At 73.4% G+C, this 17,953-nt stretch carries 16 protein-coding genes and 1 pseudogene; 6 read left to right on the top strand and 11 right to left on the bottom strand.

Features of this window, described 5'->3' with window-relative positions; translation table 11 throughout:
• From OG389_RS01985 to OG389_RS01965, 5 genes are all read right to left on the bottom strand, one after another.
• A complete protein-coding gene (locus OG389_RS01985; protein ID WP_328296693.1) occupies positions 1-1,053 on the bottom strand; it encodes a LacI family DNA-binding transcriptional regulator in 1,053 nt (350 codons plus the stop codon).
• Positions 1,054-1,263: 210 nt separating this feature from the next.
• A complete protein-coding gene (locus OG389_RS01980) occupies positions 1,264-2,484 on the bottom strand; it encodes an MAB_1171c family putative transporter (RefSeq protein WP_328296692.1) in 1,221 nt (406 codons plus the stop codon).
• On the bottom strand, positions 2,481-3,035 hold the full coding sequence (locus OG389_RS01975; protein ID WP_328296690.1) for a hypothetical protein: 555 nt from the start codon (positions 3,033-3,035) through the stop codon (positions 2,481-2,483). The genes OG389_RS01980 and OG389_RS01975 overlap by 4 nt, the downstream gene beginning before the upstream one ends.
• 117 nt (positions 3,036-3,152) lie before the next feature.
• Positions 3,153-3,656 (bottom strand): hypothetical protein, encoded by a 504-nt coding sequence (locus OG389_RS01970; protein WP_328296689.1) that lies wholly within the window; start codon positions 3,654-3,656, stop codon positions 3,153-3,155.
• Positions 3,657-3,797: 141 nt separating this feature from the next.
• Positions 3,798-5,264: a glycoside hydrolase family 16 protein gene (locus tag OG389_RS01965; protein WP_328296688.1), complete on the bottom strand. Its 1,467-nt coding sequence runs from the start codon at positions 5,262-5,264 to the stop codon at positions 3,798-3,800.
• Between the two features lie 364 nt (positions 5,265-5,628).
• Here OG389_RS01965 and OG389_RS01960 point away from each other — a divergent pair, with 364 nt between their 5' ends.
• The gene (locus tag OG389_RS01960; protein WP_328296687.1) at positions 5,629-6,465 is read left to right on the top strand and encodes a S1 family peptidase; all 837 of its coding nucleotides are present in this window, start codon (positions 5,629-5,631) and stop codon (positions 6,463-6,465) included.
• Positions 6,466-6,525: 60 nt separating this feature from the next.
• Here OG389_RS01960 and OG389_RS01955 read toward each other — a convergent pair whose 3' ends face one another.
• The 4 genes and pseudogenes from OG389_RS01955 to OG389_RS01940 all read right to left on the bottom strand — a co-directional run.
• Positions 6,526-7,149, bottom strand: a complete 624-nt coding sequence (locus OG389_RS01955) for an RDD family protein (protein ID WP_328296686.1) — start codon at positions 7,147-7,149, stop codon at positions 6,526-6,528.
• A 282-nt stretch (positions 7,150-7,431) separates the two neighbouring features.
• Positions 7,432-8,079 (bottom strand): fasciclin domain-containing protein, encoded by a 648-nt coding sequence (locus OG389_RS01950; protein WP_328296685.1) that lies wholly within the window; start codon positions 8,077-8,079, stop codon positions 7,432-7,434.
• A gap of 95 nt (positions 8,080-8,174) precedes the next feature.
• Positions 8,175-9,815, bottom strand: coding sequence for a molybdopterin-dependent oxidoreductase (locus OG389_RS01945; RefSeq protein WP_328296684.1), 1,641 nt, complete (start codon positions 9,813-9,815; stop codon positions 8,175-8,177).
• Between the two features lie 242 nt (positions 9,816-10,057).
• Positions 10,058-10,150, bottom strand: a pseudogene (locus OG389_RS01940) (chaplin); the annotation flags it as partial.
• A 339-nt stretch (positions 10,151-10,489) separates the two neighbouring features.
• Between OG389_RS01940 and sigK the strand changes: the two are divergent.
• A complete protein-coding gene (gene sigK / locus OG389_RS01935; protein WP_328296683.1) occupies positions 10,490-11,179 on the top strand; it encodes an ECF RNA polymerase sigma factor SigK in 690 nt (229 codons plus the stop codon).
• Positions 11,176-11,922: an anti-sigma factor gene (locus OG389_RS01930; RefSeq protein ID WP_328296682.1), complete on the top strand. Its 747-nt coding sequence runs from the start codon at positions 11,176-11,178 to the stop codon at positions 11,920-11,922. Before sigK ends, OG389_RS01930 begins: the two co-directional genes overlap by 4 nt.
• Positions 11,923-11,955: 33 nt before the next feature.
• Here OG389_RS01930 and OG389_RS01925 read toward each other — a convergent pair whose 3' ends face one another.
• Complete coding sequence (locus tag OG389_RS01925) at positions 11,956-12,441, bottom strand: amidohydrolase family protein (protein ID WP_328296681.1); 486 nt, start codon at positions 12,439-12,441, stop codon at positions 11,956-11,958.
• Positions 12,442-13,099: 658 nt separating this feature from the next.
• Here OG389_RS01925 and OG389_RS01920 point away from each other — a divergent pair.
• Positions 13,100-14,731 (top strand): AMP-binding protein, encoded by a 1,632-nt coding sequence (locus OG389_RS01920; protein ID WP_443059408.1) that lies wholly within the window; start codon positions 13,100-13,102, stop codon positions 14,729-14,731.
• Positions 14,732-14,780: 49 nt separating this feature from the next.
• On the opposite strand, the gene OG389_RS01915 is transcribed toward OG389_RS01920, so the two are convergent.
• Entirely contained in the window at positions 14,781-15,434 is a 654-nt protein-coding gene (locus OG389_RS01915) for a PepSY domain-containing protein (RefSeq protein WP_328296680.1), read from the bottom strand.
• Positions 15,435-15,566: 132 nt separating this feature from the next.
• Here OG389_RS01915 and OG389_RS01910 point away from each other — a divergent pair, with 132 nt between their 5' ends.
• Positions 15,567-16,244, top strand: coding sequence for a response regulator transcription factor (locus OG389_RS01910; RefSeq protein WP_328296679.1), 678 nt, complete (start codon positions 15,567-15,569; stop codon positions 16,242-16,244).
• On the top strand, positions 16,237-17,778 hold the full coding sequence (locus OG389_RS01905) for a sensor histidine kinase (protein WP_328296678.1): 1,542 nt from the start codon (positions 16,237-16,239) through the stop codon (positions 17,776-17,778). The genes OG389_RS01910 and OG389_RS01905 overlap by 8 nt, the downstream gene beginning before the upstream one ends.
• The last annotated feature ends 175 nt before the right edge of the window (positions 17,779-17,953 follow it).

Below are 17,953 nucleotides of genomic sequence, written 5' to 3'. Positions count from 1 at the left end.
TCAGGCCGAGCCGCGCCGCACCAGCGAGGTCGGGGTGATCACCGAGCCCGGCACCCCGAGCGCGGGGTGCGTCCTGTCCAGGGTCCGCAGCAGCAGCCGGGCCATCAGACGGCCCATGCCCTCGATGTCCTGGCGCACGGTCGTCAGCGGGGGATCGGTGCTCTCCGCCACCAGTTCGGCGTCGTCGAAGCCGACGAGCGCCACGTCCCCGGGCACCGACCGGCCCCGCTCGCGCAGCACGCCCAGCGCGCCCGTCGCCATCAGGTCGTTCGCGGCGAACACCGCGTCGAGGTCCGGGCAGCGCTCGAGCAGCTCGGCCATCGCCCGCGCCCCGCCGGCCGCGGTGAAGTCCCCCTCGGCGATGAGCGCGGGATCGGCGTCGAGCAGTACGTCGCGGTAGCCGTCGAGCCGGTCCGTCGCCGAGGTCTGGTCCAGCGGCCCGGCGATGTGCGCGATCTGCCGGCACCCCCGCGACAGCAGGTACCGTACGGCCTCACGCGCGCCCCCGCGGTTGTCGGCGTCGACGTAGGACACCGGACCGTGCTCCCCGGCCCCACCGGCCTGCCCGGTCCAGCCGGGGCGGCCACCGTAGACGGTGGGCATCCCGATGCGCCGGGTGATGGCGGGCAGCGGGTCGTCCGTGTGCAGCGAGAAGGCGAGCGCGCCGTCCACGTGACCGCCCGCCAGATAGCGCTCGATGTGGTCGTAGTCCCCGCGGTCCTCGACCAGCAGCAGCACCAGCTGCGTGTCGTGCGCGGTCAGTTCCTTGCTGATGCCGCGGACCTGGCGGGAGAAGAACGGGTCGGAGAAGATGCGGATCTCCGGCTCGGCGATGATCACGGCGACCGCGCCCGTCCGCCGGGTCACCAGGGTGCGCGCCGCGTGGTTGGGCACGTAGCCGAGCTCCGCGATGGCCGCGCGGACCTTGTCGACCAGATGGGGCCGGACCCCGTCGCCGCCGTTGACGACCCGGGACGCGGTGGCCCGGGACACCCCGGCCCGGGCGGCCACGGCCTCCAGCGTGGGCCGGCCGGCGGGAAGCTGTGCGGCCACGGGGCGCTCCTCTGTGCGGGTCCGGGGGCGGGTCGGGCCCGGTGCGGGCCCTGTCGGACCAGCAGGGTATCCCGGGCGCGGGGACGGCGGAGAGCGCTCCCTCGGATACGGGAGGCCTCGTCGGTCCGGCGCCGGGGCGGAACCCGGCCCGTCCCGGCGCCGGGGTCGGCTCACGGGACCGGGAGCGGTCCGCGGGGCAGGCCCGGAAGGTCAGGCAGCCGCGCCGGGCGGGGCAGTCGGGCCGGGTCCGGCAGTCGCGCCGGGTCCGGCAGCCTCCGTGCTCCGCCGCAGCACCTCGACGGCCGACCGCGTCGCGGGCGACCGGAGCGCCGCGGCGACCCTCCGCAGCCACTCGGCCTCGGTGTCCAGGTCGCCGCCCTCCCGCACCATGGCGCGTTCGGGGAACCGGGGCGGCTCACCGGCGCGTTCGGCCCGTGCCGCGTGGAGGAGTACGGCCGCCTCGGCCGTCGCCTCGCGCTCGGGGCCACCCGGTTCCGCGCCGGCCAGAGCGGACCGGACGGCCTCGCGCTGCTGTTCCGAGACGTGACCGGACAACGCGAGGGCGCTGTCCCGAATTTCGATCACGTAGCGGTACCTCACCAGTTCGGCGTCCTTGTGCAGGTCCCCGGGGAGCGGGAGGACGACCTCGGGCGTGGACTCCGTGAGCACCTGCCAGAGGGGTCGGATGGCCCGCACCTGCCTGCGCAGCCGGACGCGCTTGGCACCCTCGGCGAGGAACGGCCAGCACACGCTCGCCACGAGCAGCAGCAAGGTGCAGGCCAGGAGGACCTGCGTGATGGCGGCCACCCCCACGCCGCCGGGAAGCTCCCGGCCACCGAACGCGGCCACGAGGTGGGCCAGTCGGTGGACGACATAGACCAGCCCGGAACAGCAGGCCAGCCCCAGCAACCGCAACGAGGTCCGGGTCGGGCCGGGTGAGGCGTGCCGTCCGTACCTCCAGCACAGGCGGATCCCGCTCGTCACCCCGTACAGGATGTAGCCGAGGAAGATCAGCCAGTACACGGTGATCGTCGGCGACCGGGTCACCGTCACGAGATCGGTCTCCCCGTCCGGGAGCGGGCTCGCGAAGAAGGTGACGATCAGCCCGACCTCCGCGAGACCCAGCAGGATCCAGCGCAGCCGGGCCCTGCGGTGGGCGCGTTCGCCGGTCGCCTCGCGGATGAACTCGAAGAGCGCTCCCATCGCGAACAGCGACAACACGTGGACCGGCAGATTCGTGAAGCTCTGCAGTCCGACGGCCGCGTCGATGATCCGCCGGACGGCGGGAACGCCGATGGTGAACGAGACGGCCCAGATCATCCACATCGACCACATGATGCGGTCCTGGCGCGGTGCCGAGCGGAGCGCCGGGGCCTTCAGGCAGACGAAGAGCCACAACGGGGGGACGACGACGGCGTCGTAAAGCCTCAACGGGACCTCAGGGTGGTGCGACGGGACAAGGCGCCGATCACCCGGTTGAGGGTGTCGGCCGTATCGGGGGGAGCCGTTGCCAGGGCGGCGGGTGCCACGCTGAAGTGCTGCCACATCACGGAGGCGAGCAGTTCGGCTTCCTGTTCCTGTCGCGTCGTCGCCCGCGTACGCGTGCGCCCCAGCAGCCGTGCGGCCATCGCCGGGTCCAGATCGGGGAAGAGCTGCTCCAGCATCGCGGGCTCGGGGGCGGTGGATTCCCGGTGGTCCAGCAGGATGTGGGCGAGCTCGTGCAGGATGATGTGCGTCTGATGGGGGCGGCTCGTCACCACGTTGTAGTAGACGTGGTCGGCGGCGGCGAACGACACCCACATACCGCAGACTCCCGCGCCGGCGGGCATGACGGCGGGCATCGGAAGGAGCCGCAGCGGCCGGCCCCGCTCCGTGGCGATCGCCGAGCAGAGTTCTTCGACTTCGAAGGGGTGGGAGAGGTCGAAACGCCCGGTCAGAGTCCGGTACTTCGCCTTCAGCGCGCGCCAGTCATGGCGGTTCATGCTCCCCGAGTACCCTCTCGCCGCTCCTCCGGCCGTGCGGTTCCGCACGGCCGTTCGATCTCCCCCCGGGCCGACTCTACACAGGGAACTCACCGGGAACTCGCGGGAACCCGCAGCTCAGGACGGAAGCGGACCGGCGGCCCCGGACGGCCGGCCGCCGTCGGCCGCGTCCCCCTGCTCGATGAGGGAACGGACCGCCTCGATCCCTTGCGTGGACATCGTCGCCACCGCGGCCGCCCGCAGCGCCACCGAGCGCACGTCGTTCGTCCGCATCGCCGCGATCAGCGCGAGCTGGGCCGACACCCGGGCCTCGACCTCGTCGTCGATGAAGTACGCGAGCGGGACGCCGAAGAACTCGCCCAGCACGCGGAGCGTTCCCACGGTCGGGTTGGGTGCCTTGCCCTTGGCCAGGGCCCACAGGCGGCCGACCGACAGGGTCCCGTCGTTGGGACCCGCGGCCTTCTTGATCCCGTCGACCACCTCCTGGAGAGTGAACCGCCTTCCCAGGGGCTGCACATAGGAGAAGAGGTACTCGATCCGCCGGCCGAGCAGGTCCGCCTCGGGATCGGACGCGTCTTCTCCGGCCTCGCTCCCGGGCGATTCCGGTCCCTCGTCGATCATTCCTGCTCCCCTCGTACCGGTTGGCCCGACTCTATCCGCCGCGCCGGGCACGGACGCAGGTAGTCCCGGCCCCGGCGGAAGCCACCGCGGGGAACTCCGGGCCCTGCGCCCGCGCCTGCGCCCGTGGCCGTTCCCGTGCGCTCAGTGTCCGAAGTCGAACCAGTTGAGGTTCACGTAGTCGGCCGGCTGGCCACTGGTGAAGGTCAGGTACACGTCGTGCCTGCCCGTGACGCCGGTGATGTTCGCCGGTACGGTCCTCCAGCTCTGCCAGCCGCCGGTGCTCGCCACCGCGAAGCTGCCGACCGGCGCGTTCGTCCGGCTGTCGAGCCGGACTTCCACGAGCCCGCTCACGCCGCCGGCAGCCCCGCCGGCGACCCGTCCGCGGAACTGGGTCGCGGCGGTGGTGCCGAAGTCGACGCCCTTGTACTGGGCCCAGTCGCCGTTGCCGATCGTGGTGAGGTCCTGGCCGCCGCCGGTGTCGGTGGTGGTCTCCCTGGCCGTCCCTGACTGGCTGTCGTGGGACTCGGCCTGGATGGCGGCGTACGCGTCGCGGTTGCCGGGCGGCGGGGTGGTGGGCGGCGTCGTCGGAGGCGCGGTGGGCGGGGTCGGGGTGGTCGGAGGCGTGCTCGGGGGAGTCGTCGGCGGGGTGGTCGCGGCGCCCGTGGCCTGCAGTACGGAGACGTAGTCGACCACCATCGGGTGGCCGGGCTCGGTCCCCGCGTCGGGTCCGCCGCCGAAGGCGTCCGGGAACGCCCCGCCCATGGCCACGTTCAGGATGATGAAGTAGCCGTGCTCGGTGGCACTGGCCCAGGTCGTGACGTCCACCTGACTGGCCCGTACCGTGTGGAAGTTGACCCCGTCGAGGTAGAAGCGCATCTCCTCGACGGCGGTGGACCGGTCCCACTCCACGGCGTAGGTGTGGAATCCGCCCTGGCACGTGGTCCCGGTGCAGACGCGCTGGCCGCCGATGCCCGTCGTCTCGTTGCACGGGCCGCCGGGGCTCGTGCCGCAGTGCATCGTGGCCCACTCGTTGTCGATGCCCTGGACGTTCTCCATGATGTCGAGCTCACCGATGCCGGGCCAGTTCCACCAGTTGCCGCGGTACGGCGCTCCCAGCATCCAGAACGCCGGCCAGTAGCCCTTGGCCGCGGCGCCCGTCACATCGGGCATCCGGATGCGTGCCTCCGTACGCAGCCTGCCGCCCGCCGGGGGCTGGAAGTCGGAGCGCCTGCTCTCGACGCGCCCGGAGGTCCAGTTGCCCGCGGTGTCCCGGCGCGGGGTGATGCGCAGATTGCCCGCGCCGTCGAGGGAGACGTTGCTGGTGTCGGCGGTCATCGTCTCGACCTCGCCGGTGCCGAAGCCCGCCGGGCCGCCGGGGTAGCTCGTACCGGTGGTGTACTGCCAGTCGGCGGTGTTCGCCCCCGAGCCGGCAGCCCCGTTGAACTCGTCCAGGAATACCTGGGACCAGCCCGACGGTACCGGCGGCGCGGCCGCGTCGGCGGGAAGGGTGACGGCGGCGGCGGTCGCGGCCGCCACCGCCACGGTGCTCAGTGCGGCGATGACGGCCCGTCGGACCGACTGCCGTTTCCTGCCTGATGCCAGACGCATGGATGCCCTCTCGGGGGTGTAGGGGGATGCGGGGGAGTTGGGGGAGGTGGTCCGGTCCGCTGGGAGAACCCCTTGAAGCCCTAGGAGGCCTTGGAGCCCCAGAAAGGCTTGAGAGCGCTCTCAAACCCGTACCGGTGGTCACTGTGCTCCCCGCCCCCGGGGCCGTCAAGGGATCGGGCGGGAATGGCGCCGGACTCCGGGTCGGCTACCGGCCGACGGGCCGGAATCGCAAGCCTGATTAAGGCCTTTCCGTCGCCAATGGCCAACTGAAGTCGCCCTCTTGTGAGTTGGATCCGCGATCCTAACAATGCGCATGACAACCGGAGGATCTTCGGTTGCATTGTCACCAGAGGGGAACCCCCACATGAACAAGCCTCTCGCCGGCGCCGCGTTCGCCCTGCTCCTCACCGGAGCGGTGGCCGCACCGGCCGTGGCCCAGGCACCCCGGGACACGGCCACCCAGGCCGTCGCGGTCAACTTCGCGGGTACGGTCGCGCTGAGCAACTGCTCCGGCTCCGTCGTCCGCGTGCCCAACTCGCTGCCGTCCGACCCCGCGCTCGTCCTGTCCAACGGGCACTGTCTGGAGTCCGGCATGCCGGCGGCCGGGCAGGTGGTCAAGGACAAGGCGTCCAGCCGCTCCTTCTCGCTGCTGAACGCGTCGGGCTCCAAGGTCGCGACGCTGCGCGCGAGCAAGATCTCGTACGCCACGATGACCGACACCGACATCTCGATCTACCAGCTGACCAAGACCTACGCCCAGATCAGCAGCCAGTACGGCATCAACGCCCTCACCCTGAACGACGCCCACCCGGTGCAGGGCGCCGCCATCAAGGTGGTGTCGGGGTACTGGAAGCGCACGTACACCTGCAACGTCGACGGGTTCGCCTATCGGCTCAAGGAGGGCGAGTGGACCTGGAAGGACTCCCTGCGCTACACCTCGGCGTGCAACACCATCGGCGGCACCTCCGGCTCCCCGGTGATCGACACGGTGACCGGCAAGGTCGTCGCCGTGAACAACACGGGCAACGAGGACGGCGGGAGGTGCACGCTGAACAACCCGTGCGAGGTGGACGAGAGCGGCGCAGTGACGGTCCGTCAGGGCATCAACTACGCGGAGCAGACCTACATCATCGTTCCCTGCGTGGGCCCCGGTAACAAGATCGACCTGACCCGCGCCGGCTGCACCCTCCCGAAGCCGTAGCGAACGCGCGGGGGCCCGCCCGGAATCCGGACGGGCCCCCGCGGCGCGGTCGGTCGGTCGTCAGACCTTGGGCACCACGATGACGACGGTGCTGCACACCTTGTCGGCGAAGGTCTGCTTCTTCGCGTCCCACAGCGGCCACAGCCAGCCGATGTAACAGGCGATGCCGTCGAGGAAGTGCGCCAGCTTGCGGACGAAGGCCATGCCGAAGCCGAGGACGTTGCCGTCGGCCTCGCGGCGCAGGCTGATCCCGAGGACCTTCTTGCCGATGGTCTGACCGGTCGAGCCCTCCTTGTACAGCTGGAAGAAGCCCATGCCGATGGCGTAGAGGATGGCGATCAGGCTGAAGATCGCGACGCCCATGGAGGGCTCGCTGTCGCCGGCGGCCACGATGTTCACGAGGAACATCGGGCCCGCGATGATCAGGATGTCGAGAAGGTACGCGGCGGCGCGCAGGCCCCAGTGCGCCAGCGGCGGCATTCCCGCACCGGGCATGCCCGGCATGCCGCCCGGCATCGGAGCCGGCGGGTACGCGCCGTACGGCTGCTGCGGGGGCACGCCCGCGGGCTGCTGCGGGTAGCCGTACTGCGGGGGCACGCCCTGCGGCGCCTGCTGCGGGTAGCTGGGCTGACCCTGCGGGGGCTGCTGCTGGCCGTAGGGGTTGTTCGGGTCGCCGAAGCTCATGGCGGAGTCTCTCCAGGGGTATGACGGGGACGACGGTCCACAGAGGAGGGACGTCACAACCTGAGCGGTTTGCCCCCCTGCGCAGCCGCGGACTTGCGGGCCCATCGTGTTCGCAACATCGGCCACTTGTCCAATCCGTTGTCACATGAGCCGAACAAGTGACGAGCGGGGCGACAGCACGAAGTCCCGGACCCTGAGAACGGGTCCGGGACTTCCGGGGCCACTTCGCTGACCGTCTCTACAACGAGCGGTGACCCGGCGGGTCACCGCCCGGAGGCGCCGCTACTTCGGCATCAGGACGGTGTCCACGATGTACACGGTCGCGTTGGAGGTCGGGACGTTGCCGCAGACCACGTTGGAGACGCCGTTGACCTTGTACGACTCGCCCGAGCCGGCGGTGGTCACCTTCCCGGTCTCCAGCGTGGCGAAGGAGCCGTTCCCCAGCTGCCTCGGCGTCAGCTTCTGGCCGACCACGTGGTAGGTGAGGATCTTGGTCAGCGTGGCCTTGTCGGCGAGGATCTTGTCGAGGTCGGCCTTCGGGATCTTGGCGAAGGCGTCGTTGGTCGGCGCGAACACCGTGATGTCCTTGGCGTTGTTCAGGGTGTCGACGAGGCCGGCCTGCTTGACGGCCGTCACCAGGGTCGACAGCGCCGGGTTGTTGGACGCGGCGGTCGCGACCGGGTCCTTGGCCATGCCGTCGAAGCTGCCCGCGCCCTCCTTCGGGACACCGGCGCACGCCGGGCCGAAGGGGCCGCCCGCCGTCGTCGGCGCCGAGGCGTCCACGGCCGGGGACGAGACGTCCGCGCCCGCCTCCGCGGCCGGACCGGAGGCTGCGTCCTTGCCGGAGTCGGAACAGGCGGTCAGTGCGAAGGGCAGTACTGCGGCCGCGGCGACGGCGAGGGCGGTACGACGGAAACGAGGGGTGCTCATGCTGTTCTCCAGGAAATGAGTGGGGTGAAACCGGAAGGGGTGGAAGGGAGTGGACGGGAAATGGGTGAACTCGGACGGGTCCGGCTCCGGTTGGCTCAGCCGGCGGTGACGAAGACGCTGTGCCAGCCGCTCGCGCCGTCCGGGACGGTGCGGGTGCGCCGCTCGGTCTGGACCTCGCCGGTGCCGTCCGTGGCGCGGACGGTCAGGTGGTGCCCGCCGGGCGCGGGGTTCCAGTGGAAGGACCACTGCCGCCAGGTGTCCGTAGTGGCCTGCGCGGCGAGGGAGGCCTCCTGCCACGCCCCGTCGTCGACGCGGACCTCGACCCGCTCGATGCCGCGGTGCTGGGCCCACGCCACCCCGGCCACCACCACGGTCCCGGCCGGGGTCCGGGCGAACGGCTTCGGGGTGTCGATGCGCGCCTGCGTCTTGACCGGAGCCCGGCGCGCCCAGCCACGCTTGACCCAGTACGGGTCGTAGGCGTCGAAGGTGGTGAGCTCGAGGTCCCGGATCCACTTGCAGGCGGAGACGTAGCCGTAGAGGCCGGGGACGACCATCCGGACGGGAAAGCCGTGTTCGAAGGGGAGCGGCTCACCGTTCATGGCGACCGCGAGCATCGCGTCCCGGCCGTCCATGACCTCCTCGACGGGGGTGCCCAGCGTCATCGCGTCCACCGAGCGGGCGATCAGTTGATCGGCCGGCCCACCGCGCGACGGCGCCCGGACGCCCGCCTCCCGCAGGAGGTCCGCCAGGCGGACGCCGAGCCAGCGGGCGGAGCCCGCGTACGGACCGCCCACCTCGTTCGACACGCAGGTCAGGGTGATGTCCCGCTCGATCAGGGGGCGTTGGAGAAGATCGGCGAAGGAGTAGGAGCGCGGGCGGGAGACGCCCTTGCCGTGGATGCGCAGACGCCAGGCGTCGGCGTCCACTCTGGGGACCACGAGTGCGGTGTCGACACGGTAGAACTCCTTGTTCGGAGTGGTGAAGCCGCTGATGCCGGGGATCGGCAGGCTCGCCCCGGCCGGGACGGGCGCGGCCGCCGAAGCGGGGGAAGGCAGCCGTACGGCGGCGCGGGAGGCGGTGGCACCCTGGCTTCGGCGGCCGGTCAGGGCCCGGCCGAGGGCGCCCGTCCCCGTGGAGACGAGGGCGGTGGCCCCGGCCGCGAGGAGGAAGCCGCGGCGGTTCAGACGGTTCCAGGGGGCGCTCCCGCCGCTGCCGCCGGTGCTGTCCCCGCCGCTGCCGCCGCTGCGGCCGGTGGCGCCCCGGCCACTGCCGCCGGGGCCGTTCACCTTCCCCACCAGCAGGTACAGCACCAGCGCGCCGGCCGCGGCCCCGGCCAGCGAGGGCAGGACGTCGCCCGCTCCCGCCGCGTCGGGACGGCTGAGCGCCGCCGCCGAGCCGAGGGCGCCGAAGGCCAGTACGCCGGCCGCACCCGTACGGCGCCGGTGCAGGGCCAGCACCCCGAGCAGGGCCGCCAGGAGACCGACGGTGACGAGGATGCCGAGCTGGAGGACCAGCTTGTCGTTCTCGCCGAAGGTGCGGACGGCGAAGTCCTTGAGCGCCGGGGGAGTGCGGTCGATGGCCGCCCCGCCGATCACCGTGACCGGGCCCGCCTGCGGCCGTACCAGGGCGGCGGCCAGTTCGGCGGTGGCCAGGGCGGCGTACCCGGACAGCAGGCCGCTCGCCGCGGCGAGGGCGCCGCGCTCGACAGTCCTTCGGTTGATGCTCACGCCCCTCATTCGGAGCGGGATCCCCGCCGGATGGGCTCGTCCGAGCAAGTGAGGATCCGTCAGCGTGCTGACCCCCGCCTCGTACGTCCCCGCGCACGCGGGCGGCGGCGCCGACAGCCGCCGCCCGCGCGGGTCCTCAGGGCCCGGCGGCGCTCAGGAGTGGCGACACACTCCCCGCCCGCCCGGAGGACCTCCCGGCCAGCGCCGCCCCGTTGCCGGCGGCGGGCCGGAGTCCGGTGCCCGGCAATCGGTCAGGCGTTGGCACAGGTGTTGCCGAACGCCGGGTTCAGCGGACCGATGACGCTGACGGAGTCGCCGCACGCGTTGACCGGGATGTGGATCGGGTTGTCCGAGGTGAGGGCGAGTGCGGTACTCCTGCGAACACGCGACACGACAGATCTCCTTGCTGCATGTGTGGCGGCCGGCTCCCGGGGATCACCGGATCACCCCGGCGCCTGCCGTACGGATCCTGGACCGGGTCCGTAGACCTCATTCGCCCCTGCCCCCCGGCGCGGTTCGGCCCCGGGCCCCGGTTCCCCCGAACGGATGTCTTTTCGTGGGTGCGCGGGGCAATCCGTACGGGCCCCGGCTCCGAAGAGAAGGTGAGACAGCAAGGACCCGGCGCGGACCGGACCTCGGCGGACGAGGACCGGGTACGCCTGCCACGAAGGATCGTTCATGCGATGGATGGACCGGCGAGAAGGACCGCTCTCGGCCCCGGCGCGCCCACCCGGGCCCGACGCCGTACGGGGGCCGCTCAGGTGAACCCCGAGGAGCTGCGCTTCCCCGGTACGGGCCCGGGCCCCGGCAGCGGTGCCGGAGCGGTCGGGGCGGAACTGGCGGAGCTGATGGCGCGGGTCGCGCAGGGGGACCAGAACGCCTTCTCCGCCCTGTACGACGCCGTGGCGGGAACCGTCTTCGGCATCGCGGTCAAGGTGGTCCGCGACCGCGCGCAGTCGGAGGAGGTCGCCCAGGAGGTGATGATCGACGTGTGGCGCCAGGCCGCCCGCTTCCGCCCCGAACAGGGGAGCGTCATGGCCTGGGTGGCCACGATCGCCCACCGCCGGGCGGTCGACCGGGTCCGCTCCGCACAGGCCTCGGCCACCCGGGAGCACGACGCGGGGGTACGCGACCAGGACCGGCCTTTCGACGAGGTGAGCGAACAGGTGGAGAGCCGCTTGGAACGCGACCAGGTCAAGCGCTGCCTGCGCGGGCTGACGGAACTCCAGCGCCAGGCCGTCACCCTCGCCTACTACCAGGGGCTCACCTACCGGGAGGTCGCCGAGACCCTCCAGGCCCCCCTTCCCACGATCAAGACCCGGATGCGCGACGGACTGATCCGACTGCGCGACTGCATGGGGGTGACCACGTGAAGCACGACGACGAACTGCACACCCTCACCGCGGCCTACGTCATGGACGCGCTCGGCCCGGGTGAGCACGAGGCCTTCTCGCGGCACTTCGCCCGGTGCCAGCCGTGCTCGGGGGACGTCGCGGAGTTCTCCGAGACGGCCGGCCGGCTGGCCGCCGCCGTGGCCCTGGTGCCTCCGCCGCAGATGAAGGGTGCCGTCCTCGCCCGGATCGAGACCGTCCGCCAGCTGCCGCCGAGGGTGGGCGTCCGCAGGGCGGCCGGATTCCTGGACCGGCTCCCGCGCAGGGCCGGCGCCTTCGTGGTCGCCGCCTCGCTCGCGGGGGCGGCCCTCTTCGGCGGCGTCGCCCTCCACCAGAGCGGGCAGGCGGACCGGGCCCGCCAGGAGGCCGGGCAGGCCGAGGCGCGGAGCCAGGAACTGCGGGCCGTGGTCACGGCCCCGGACGCCCGTACCGTCCACGGCCGCACCAGCGGCGGGGCCGCCGCGACCGTGATCACCTCCCCGGCCCGCGACCGGGCCGTGTTCCTCACCGAGCGGCTGCCGGCCCCGGGCGCCGGGATGACGTACCAGCTGTGGCTGGCCGAACACGGCACGATGCGCCCGGCCGGCTTCCTCACCGGCGACGGGGCGGCGGTACTGGCGGGGGACCTGCACCGGGCGACAGCCGTCGGCCTGACCCTGGAGCCCGCCGGGGGATCGGCACGGCCGACCACCACCCCGCTGGTCCTGCTCGCCCTCCCCGGGTAGGGCGGCAGCGGTCCACCCGGGCGTTCGGCCCGCTCAGCGGCCCGCCCGCCCGGGGGCGACGTCGCGGGGTGCCTCGGCCGCCCGCCCGGGGGCCAGGCCGCGGCTCCCGGCCGCCGGCCCGGCTCCCGGCCGACCGCCCGGCTCCCGGCCGACCGCCCGGCTCCCGGCCGACCGCCCGGCTCCCGGCCGACCGCCCGGCTCCCGGCCGACCGCCCGGCTCCGGGCCGGGCCGAGCAGCGCCGCCGCGTTGGCGTGGAGGATCGCGGTGGCGTCCCGCGGTGGCAGCCCCGATCCGGTGACGTAGGAGACCGCCCGTACGAACACCTCCCCGTCCTCGTAGGGGAAGTCCGTGCCCAGGACGAGGCGGTCCGCGCCGAAGGAGTCCGCCGCCGCGACCAGCGCCGGCCCGTGGCAGTGCGCGACCGTGTCGTACCAGAGCCGGCGGACCGCCACCGACGGGAGCTCGGGCGTCCCCGGGGACTCGAAGGCGAGGTGGTCGTCGAGGCGGTGCAACAGCATCGGCAGGCGCCGCCGAGGTGCGAGGCCAGGATCCGCATCCGGGGGTAGCGCAGGGGCAGTCCCGCCCGGATCAGGTGCATGACCGCCACGGTGTCCTCGACCGGCGCCCCCACCATCCAGGTCGTGCGGCGCCCGGTGATGAGCGGACGGAAGCGCCGCGGCCACCGGGTGACCAGCCCGGCGTACGACTCGTTGGCGGCGCGGGCCAGCGCCACCGCGTCGGACTCCCGGGCCAGGTGCGGGGACCGCGGGGGCCACGGAGAGCACCTGCTGGGAGATGCCCGCGCGGTCCATGCGGGCGAAGCGGTGGTCGAGCTCGGCCGGGGTGGCGTCCGCGCCGATCCCGCGCTGGGTGTCCGTGCCGGCGCTGCCCAGCCGCTCCAGCCGGTCCAGGTACTCGGCGGTCCACAGATGGGCGTGCACGTCGATCCGCGACCCCCGCGGAGCCGCCGGATCCGGGGGCGGGGACGGCGAACGCGTCGTCGGCGTCGCGGAGCGCGTCACCCTTCGACTCAACGCCCCGCCCGCCGCCCCGGCCAATCGGGGCCGGTACGCCGTGTCCGGCCGGGGTCTGGCCCCGGGCCCGGGGCCGGGGGATCATGAGGAGGCGCCGGTGCGATGGGGCCCCGGCGCCCGCATCCGAGCCCTGGGGGTCCATGTGCCGTCCGTCGAGCCGAGCTACGCGTCCGGAGTGAGCGAGGTGCCGCTGCTGGGCGACACCATCGGGGAGAACCTGGACCGCACGGTCCGCAGGTTCCCCGGCCGGGACGCCCTCGTCGACATGGCCTCGGGGCGCCGGTGGACGTACAGGGAGTTCGCCGCCGACGTGGACGCCCTCGCGCTGGGCCTGCTGGACCTCGGGATCGTCAAGGGGGACCGGGTCGGCATCTGGGCCCCCAACCGCGCCGAGTGGACCCTGGTGCAGTACGCCACCGCCAGGATCGGGGCGATCCTGGTCACCGTGAACCCGGCGTACCGCTCACACGAGCTGGAGTACGTCGTGCGCCAGTCCGGCATCCGGCTGCTGGTCGCCGCGGACCGGTTCAGGACCTCCGACTACGCGGCCATGATCGAGGAGGTGGCGCCGCGCTGCGCGGCCCTGGAGTTCGTGGCCCTGCTGGACGGAGATCTCTGGAACTCCCTGCTGGAGCGCGGGCGGAGCGGGGACCGGGCCGAACTCCGGCGCGCCCAGGCCGCGCTGAGCCCGGACGACCCGGTCAACATCCAGTACACCTCGGGGACCACCGGCTTCCCCAAGGGGGCGACGCTCTCGCACCACAACATCCTGAACAACGCCTTCTTCGTCGGCGAGTTGTGCCGTTACACCGAGCTGGACCGGGTCTGCGTCCCGGTGCCCTTCTACCACTGCTTCGGCATGGTCATGGGAAACCTCGCCTGTACCAGTCACGGCGCGGCCATGGTCATCCCCGCGCCCGCCTTCGAACCGGCCGCCACCCTGGCCGCCGTCGAGGCGGAGTCCTGCACCTCGCTCTACGGCGTCCCCACCATGTTCATCGCCGAGCTGGCCCACCCGGACTTCGAGCGCTACGACCTCTCCAGCCTGCGCACGGGAATCATGGCGGGATCACCCTGCCCGGTCGAGGTGATGAAGGAGGTCATCGACCGGATGGGCATGCGCGAGGTGTCCATCTGCTACGGCATGACGGAGACCTCACCGGTCTCCACCCAGACCCGAGTGGACGACTCCGTCGAGCGCCGGGTCTCGACCGTGGGCCGCGTCGGACCGCACCTGGAGGTCAAGGTGGTGGACCCGGCCACCGGCCGGACCGTCCCGCGCGGGCAGCCGGGCGAACTGTGCACCCGGGGCTACTCGGTGATGCTCGGCTACTGGGACCAGCCCGAGCGCACCGCGGAGGCCGTCGACGCGGCCCGCTGGATGCACACCGGAGACCTCGCCGTCATGGACGACGACGGCTACCTGAGCATCACCGGCCGCATCAAGGACATGGTGATCCGGGGCGGCGAGAACCTCTACCCGCGCGAGATCGAGGAGTTCCTGCACGCGCACCCCGACGTCCTGGACGTGCAGGTGATCGGAGTGCCCGACCCGAAGTACGGGGAGGAGCTCATGGCCTGGGTGCGGATGCGCGAGGGCGCCGAGCCGCTGACCGCGGCGGCCGTGCGCGCGTACTGCGAGGGCCGGCTGGCCCACTTCAAGATCCCGCGCTACGTCCACGTCGTGGAGGAGTTCCCCATGACCGTCACCGGCAAGATCCGAAAGATCGAGATGCGGGAGATGGCGGCCCGGCTGCTGGACCTCCCCTCCTGACCCCGGCCACGGGCGCCCCGGCCGTCCCGGCCCGGGCGCCCGCGCACGGTCAGTGCTCCGCCCCGGCACCCTTCCCCGCGACCGTGTTGCTGGTGACCGCGCCGTCGCCGCCGGCCAGGGTCACCACGTGACGGACCCCGTCGGTGCCCAGGACCACCACCCGCCACGCGCTCCCGCCGCCCTCCTGGGCGACCACCCGCAGGGCTTCGGCCTTGCCGCCGGGCACGGCGGCCTCCGCCTTCTCCAGGGCCTGCGCGGCGGGCAGTGCCGGAAGCGGTACGGGGGCCCGGTCGGACCGGTCGACGACCGTCCCTTCCCGCAGGTCGGGCTTCCCGGGTCTGCCGGGCCCGGGTACGGCCCCCGGGTGCCCCTTCTCCCCCTTCAGCCCGGGCCGGCCGGGCGCCGGCGCCGCCATCGGGCCGTCCTCCTCCGGTCCGGCCGCCCCGCGCTCGACGTCGAACCGGTCCCAGACCCGCTCCGCCCGCATGCGCCCGTGGTCGTGCTCCGCCACCGCCACGGCAGTGACCCCCGCGCCGCCGACCGCCACCACGACCAGCCCGAGGGCCACCCAGCGGGCCCGGCCCTCACGGGTGAACCGGACGAACCGGGCGCCGCGCCCGGACGCCTTGCCGGCCGGGCCGGTACCGTCCGCGCCCGGAGTCACCGGGGGGTGCTCGGGGGGCTGGGGAGTGGACTCAGTCATCTGGATGCTCCTCGCGTTCTCCGGGCGACGCGCCCGGCTCGGCCGATCCTGCGAGCAGGATGCTGAAGCTTCGCTGAAGCGAGCTGAAGAACCCTTCAGCAAGCCGGCCGCGCGACCTGAGAACCTAGCCCCATGCGCGTACTGGTGGTCGAGGACGAGCGGCGGCTGGCCGCCGCCCTGCAACGTGGTCTGCGGGCCGAGGGTTTTACGGTGGACACGGCACACGACGGCCCGCAAGGCCTGTGGATGGCCGGCGAGCACGACTACGACGCCATCGTGCTCGACATCATGCTGCCCGGCCTCAACGGCTACCGGGTCTGCGCCCGGCTGCGCGCGGCCGGCTGCGAGTCCGGCATCCTCATGCTCACCGCGAAGGACGGCGAGTACGACGAGGCCGAGGCCCTGGACACCGGGGCCGACGACTTCCTCTCCAAACCCTTCTCCTACGTCGTCCTCGTCGCCCGCCTGCGCGCCCTGATCCGGCGCACCGGCCGCCGCAGCCCGCAGGTCATGGAATTCGGCGACCTCGTCGTCGACCCGGCCCGCCGGCGCTGCACGCGCGGCGGCGTCGAGGCCCGGCTGACCTCGCGCGAGTTCGCCGTCCTGGTGCACCTCGCCCGCCGGGCCGGAGAGGTGGTGCCCAAGCGGGACATCCTCGACAACGTCTGGGACGCCGCCTACGAGGGCGACCTCAACGTCGTCGAGGTCCACGTCAGCGCGCTCCGCCGGAAGATAGACGCGCCGTTCGGGCGGGCCGCCGTGGAGACCGTCCGGGGCGCCGGCTACCGGCTGGCGGCCGACGGTGGCTGAGACCTACGAGGAGCGGGACCGCCCCCGCGAAGCCCCGGACGGCTCCGCCCGGCCACCGGCCCCGGGCAGCGCCCCCACCGGGCCGCGCGAGCCGGCGTACCGGCGGCGCGGGGCCACGGCGCGGTTGCGCGGGGCCACGGCGCGGTTGCGCGGGGCCACGGCCCGCTTGCGCGGGGCCACGGCCCGGCTGCGTCCGAGGTCCGTCCGCGCCCAGGCCACCCTCGGTGCCTCCGCCGTGGTGGCCCTGGCCCTCGGCCTGGCCTCCTTCGCCCTGCTCGGGGCGCTGGAGAGCAACCTGACGATGAGCGCCCAGGCCGATGCCGAGCGGCAGGCCGTCAAGGTAGCCGGGCTGGCGGCCACCGGCCGGCTGGACCCCGTACCGCCTCCCGGCCGGGGGACGGACTTCTTCCAGGTCGTCGACGCGCAGGGCCGCGTGCTCGCGGCCAGCCCCGACCTCACCGGCCGGCCGGCCCTCGTCCCCGAACCCCCCGTCGCGCCCGGCACGGTCCGGGACACCTGGAAGGGCGGCCGGGTCCGCCAGGAACACCGCCAGCGCGTGGTCCAGGTCACCACCCTCACCCCGAAGGGCCTGGTCACCGTCTACGCCGGGACCTCCCTCAGGGACGCCGACACCGCCGACGAGACCATGATGGCGGTCCTGGCCGTGGTGGTGCCCCTGCTCGTCCTGGTCGTCGGCGTGATCACCTGGCGGGTCACCGGCTGGGCCCTGCGTCCCGTCGAGGCGATCCGCGCCGAGGTCGCCGAGATCGGCGACCGCGAACTGCACCGCCGGGTGCCCGTCCCGCAGACCCGGGACGAGGTGGCCCGGCTCGCCGTCACGATGAACGCCACCCTGGACCGGCTGGAGGCCGCCGGCATCCGCCAGCGCCGCTTCATCGCGGACGCCTCCCACGAACTGCGCAGCCCCATCACCGTGCTGCGCACCCAGCTGGAGGTCGCGCAGGCCCACCCGGATCCCGCTCTGTGGGGAGAACTGGTCAGCGGCGCGCTGGAGGACACCGTACGGCTCCAGGACCTGGCGGCCGACCTGCTCCTGCTGGCCCGGCTCGACACCTCGGAGCCGCCGCCCGCCGCCGCCGTCGACCTCACGGAGGTGGTCCGGGACGCGGCCCGTGCGCGCCCGGGTGCCCGTGTCCCCGTACGGGCGGACATCGCGCCCGGGGTCGCGGTGCGCGGCAGCACCATCTGGCTGTCGCGGCTCGTCACCAACCTGCTCGACAACGCCGGGCGGCACGCCGAGGAGCGGGTCGCACTCGTCCTGCGTGTGGACGGGGCCCGGGGCGAGGCGGTACTGGAGGTCACCGACGACGGAGCGGGCATCGCCCCCGCCGACCGGGAACGGGTCTTCGAACGCTTCACCCGGCTCGACGACGCCCGAGCCCGCGACGAGGGCGGCACCGGCCTGGGCCTGGCCATCGCCCGCGACATCGCCCTGCGCCTCGGCGGCACGCTCGCCGTCCGGGACTCACCGAAGGGCGCCCGGCTGGTCGCCACACTCCCACTGGGCCCCTGACGCACCCGGGCCGGTCCCCGACGGGGCCCGCCGGACCGCGCGGCTCGCTCCCGGAATCGAAGTCGCTGCCCGCCACCGCCCCGCCGTGCATGCTGAGTGCGATGGCTCCCACCCCCGTTGCGTTGAGGCGTGCGGCGCGGAGGTCGGCGGCGGTCAGCCCGTCGACGGTGGTGCG

This window comes from Streptomyces sp. NBC_00435, assembly GCF_036014235.1.
Classification (GTDB): Bacteria; Actinomycetota; Actinomycetes; order Streptomycetales; family Streptomycetaceae; genus Streptomyces.
The sequence above is the reverse complement of the archived record's forward strand: the minus strand, read 5'-3'. Positions and strand labels throughout refer to the sequence as shown.

Excerpts from the sequence above, each read along its gene's own strand:
- OG389_RS01975 (WP_328296690.1), bottom strand. The coding sequence starts at position 3,035 with ATGAACCGCCATGACTGGCGCGCGCTGAAGGCGAAGTACCGGACTCTG.
- OG389_RS01970 (WP_328296689.1), bottom strand. The coding sequence starts at position 3,656 with ATGATCGACGAGGGACCGGAATCGCCCGGGAGCGAGGCCGGAGAAGAC.
- OG389_RS01965 (WP_328296688.1), bottom strand. The coding sequence starts at position 5,264 with ATGCGTCTGGCATCAGGCAGGAAACGGCAGTCGGTCCGACGGGCCGTC.
- OG389_RS01960 (WP_328296687.1), top strand. The coding sequence starts at position 5,629 with ATGAACAAGCCTCTCGCCGGCGCCGCGTTCGCCCTGCTCCTCACCGGA.
- OG389_RS01955 (WP_328296686.1), bottom strand. The coding sequence starts at position 7,149 with ATGAGCTTCGGCGACCCGAACAACCCCTACGGCCAGCAGCAGCCCCCG.
- OG389_RS01950 (WP_328296685.1), bottom strand. The coding sequence starts at position 8,079 with ATGAGCACCCCTCGTTTCCGTCGTACCGCCCTCGCCGTCGCCGCGGCC.
- OG389_RS01945 (WP_328296684.1), bottom strand. The coding sequence starts at position 9,815 with ATGAGGGGCGTGAGCATCAACCGAAGGACTGTCGAGCGCGGCGCCCTC.
- sigK (WP_328296683.1), top strand. The coding sequence starts at position 10,490 with ATGGATGGACCGGCGAGAAGGACCGCTCTCGGCCCCGGCGCGCCCACC.
- OG389_RS01925 (WP_328296681.1), bottom strand. The coding sequence starts at position 12,441 with ATGCTGTTGCACCGCCTCGACGACCACCTCGCCTTCGAGTCCCCGGGG.
- OG389_RS01915 (WP_328296680.1), bottom strand. The coding sequence starts at position 15,434 with ATGACTGAGTCCACTCCCCAGCCCCCCGAGCACCCCCCGGTGACTCCG.
- OG389_RS01910 (WP_328296679.1), top strand. The coding sequence starts at position 15,567 with ATGCGCGTACTGGTGGTCGAGGACGAGCGGCGGCTGGCCGCCGCCCTG.